The sequence below is a fragment of the Streptomyces sp. NPDC005574 genome, from assembly GCF_040605435.1.
Classification (GTDB): domain Bacteria; phylum Actinomycetota; class Actinomycetes; order Streptomycetales; family Streptomycetaceae; genus Streptomyces.
The window spans coordinates 1-3,358 of the sequence record NZ_JBEXCW010000231.1 but is presented as its reverse complement, the minus strand read 5'-3'; the positions used below and the strand labels follow the sequence as shown (position 1 = coordinate 3,358).

Annotated in this window: 1 protein-coding gene and 1 pseudogene; one reads left to right on the top strand and one right to left on the bottom strand. The window is 70.1% G+C overall.

Annotated elements, in window-relative coordinates; genetic code table 11:
* Positions 1 to 222 precede the first annotated feature (222 nt).
* Positions 223 to 1,621: pseudogene (locus tag ABZT03_RS43460) on the top strand (IS1380 family transposase).
* 158 nt (positions 1,622 to 1,779) lie between these two features.
* On the opposite strand, the gene ABZT03_RS43455 reads toward ABZT03_RS43460, so the two are convergent.
* Complete coding sequence (locus tag ABZT03_RS43455; RefSeq protein WP_356049741.1) at positions 1,780 to 3,147, bottom strand: L-serine ammonia-lyase; 1,368 nt, start codon at positions 3,145 to 3,147, stop codon at positions 1,780 to 1,782.
* Positions 3,148 to 3,358: the final 211 nt, after the last annotated feature.

Here is a 3,358-nt window from a genome sequence, read left to right as displayed (position 1 = left end):
TACAGACCACCCGCGCGTCCCGGCCATCACCATCGTTGGCGCCACCAAAACCAAACGGGTCAAACGCATACCAAAGCCCTAAGTTACCGGTATTGGGCCTAACCTCGCCGTTTCGCTTGGATACAGGGGCTGGCAGGGCCGAAACGCGAAAGTGCCTTCCTGACCTGGGACGATGAACCTTGCTGAGGGGTTCTGTCGGTCCAGGCGGAGGGCACTTTCTACGTGCAGGGTATCGGGTTGCGTCCCAAGATCCATGTCAGTGCTGACGGTTCGGGGGTGGTTGGGCACGCCGGGGCACGGTTGCTGGCCGATCTCGTTGATGCCACGGGGCTGACGGCCGCGTACTCCGCCGCTCTCAGGCCGCTGCGGCCCCGCGGGACCGGACATGATCCAGGACGGATCGCCGCCGACCTGGCGGTGATGCTCGCCGACGGCGGCGAGGCCATCGCGGACCTGGCCGTACTGCGGGACCAGACAGGGGTGTTCGGCCCCGTCGCCTCGACACCGACGGCCTGGCGGCTGCTCGCCGACATCGACGAGCGGGCACTGGCTTCGCTGCGCGCGGCCCGCGCTTCAGCCCGGGAGGTCACCTGGCTGCAGGCCGCCGAGACCGGCGAGGGCATACCCACAGTGACGGCCGCAGGGCGCGAACTTCCCGGTCTGGTCCTGGACCTCGACGCCACGCTGGTCACCTGCCACTCCGAGAAAGAGCAGGCCGCCCCGACCTACAAAGGAGGCTTCGGGTTCCATCCGCTGCTGTGTTTCCTCGCGAACACCGGCGAGGCGGTGTCGGGCCGGCTGCGGCCCGGGAACGCCGGTGCCAACACCGCCGCCGATCACATCGAGGTGCTCGACCATGCACTCGCACAGATCCCCGACGCTCACCGGCACGGCACCGACATCCTCATCCGCGCCGACAGTGCCGGATCCGCGAAAGCCTTCCTCGCCCACGTCCGCGACCTGTGGAAACGAGGAATCCGCACCTTCTTCTCGGTCGGATACGCAGCCGGTCCGCCGTGCCGTCCGGGCGATCCCTGACCGCCTCTGGCATCCCGCCCTTAACCAGGACGGCACCCTGCGTGACGGCGCCGAGGTCGCCGAGCTGACCGGCATGGTCGATCTGGACGGCTACCCGCCCGGCACCCGCATCATCGTGCGCCGCGAACGCCCGCACCCCGGAGCCCAGCTCTCCCTGTTCGACCAGGACGAGGGCCTGCGTCATCAGGTATTCCTCACCGACAGCCCATACTCCAGTGGCGGCTCCGCCCAGTTCCTGGAGGTCGGTCACCGCGGGCATGCCACTGTCGAGGACCACATCCGATGCGGCAAGACCACGGGATTCGGCCGCTTCCCCTCCCGCGACTTCGCCGTCAACGCCGTCTGGCTCGAACTCAGCCTCGCAGCGATCGACCTGCTGGCGTGGACCCGTCTGCTGCTGTTGGACGGGGAACTGGCAGCCGCCGAGCCGAAGAAGCTCCGCTACCGGCTCCTGCACGTCGCCGCGCGTCTCACCCGCGGCGGCCGTCGCCTGCGCCTGCGAATATCGGCGACCTGGCCCTGGAGACACGAACTGGCCACGGCCTTCCATCGCCTCGCCGCGTTGGCCCGCCCCGCCGGCTGACCGGCGAACCCTGGCCCACCACGACCCGAAGGACCTTGGAGAACCCGACCACCGCGCCGGGACCCCGCCATGTCCAAGCACCGAGATCGCGCCGACCACCCAACAGCGGCCCCTCAGCGACGCCTCATCGCCTCAACCGAAACGGCGAGGCTAACTGCCTAGCACTCGATGATGTTCACCGCCAGCCCGCCCCGGGCCGTCTCCTTGTACTTGACGGACATGTCCGCGCCGGTTTCCTTCATCGTCTTGATGACCTTGTCCAGGGACACCATGTGCGCGCCGTCGCCGCGCATCGCCATGCGGGCCGCCGTGACCGCCTTCACCGCGGCCATGCCGTTGCGCTCGATGCAGGGGATCTGGACCAGGCCGCCGACCGGGTCGCAGGTCAGGCCGAGGTTGTGCTCCATGCCGATCTCGGCCGCGTTCTCGACCTGTTCGGGGCTGCCGCCCAGGACCTCGGCGAAGGCGCCGGCCGCCATCGAGCAGGCCGAGCCGACCTCGCCCTGGCAGCCGACCTCGGCGCCCGAGATGGAGGCGTTCTCCTTGAACAGCATGCCGATCGCGCCGGCGGCGAGCAGGAAGCGGACCACGCCGTCCTCGTCGGCGCCGGGTACGAAGTCGATGTAGTAGTGCAGGACCGCCGGGATGATGCCGGCCGCGCCGTTGGTGGGGGCGGTCACCACCCGGCCGCCGGCCGCGTTCTCCTCGTTGACCGCCATCGCGTAGAGCGTGATCCACTCCATGGCGTGCGCCAGCGGGTCGCCTTCCGCGCGGAGCTGGCGCGCCGACATCGCGGCCCGGCGGCGCACCCGCAGCCCGCCCGGCAGGATGCCCTCGCGGGACATGCCGCGCGCCACGCACGCCCGCATGACCTGCCAGATCTCCAGGAGACCGGTGCGGATCTCCTCCTCCGTGCGCCAGGCCCGCTCGTTCTCCAGCATCAGCGCGGAGATCGACAGGCCCGTCTCCCGCGTCAGGCGCAGCAGCTCGTCGCCGGTGCGGAACGGGTACTTGAGGACCGTGTCGTCCAGCTTGATGCGGTCGGCGCCGACCGCGTCCTCGTCGACGACGAAGCCGCCGCCCACCGAGTAGTACGTCTTCGACAGCAGCTCCGCCCCGGAGGCGTCGTACGCCCACAGGGTCATGCCGTTCGCGTGGTACGGCAGCGTCTTGCGGCGGTGCAGCACGAGGTCGTCGTCGAAGGAGAAGGGGATCTCGTGCTCGCCCAGGAGGCAGAGGCGGCCGTCCCGCCGGATCCGCTCGACCCGTTCGTCCGCGCCCTCCACGTCCACCGTCCGCGGGGAGGCGCCCTCCAGGCCGAGCAGCACCGCCTTGGGCGTGCCGTGGCCGTGGCCGGTCGCGCCCAGGGAGCCGTACAGCTCGGCGCGGGCCGAGGCGACGGAACCCAGCAGGTCCTCGTTGCGCAGCCGGCGCGCGAACATGCGCGCCGCCCGCATCGGGCCCACCGTGTGGGAGCTGGACGGGCCGATGCCGATCGAGAACAGGTCGAAGACCGAGATGGCCACGGTGACTCCTCACAACGGGGGCGGAACATGGGGCGGGGCACCGCGCGCGCCGAGCAGCATGTGCTTCCAGTGTGCGCGGTGCCCCGGTGGAACGGGACTGGTGCCGTGACCGGAAAGGTTTGCCGGGAAGCTCGCGGCGTCCGGTGCGGTGCATCGCAAGGCGGAGCATCGCCCGCGTACTGGATGTACTCGGGTGATGCGACAACGCGGC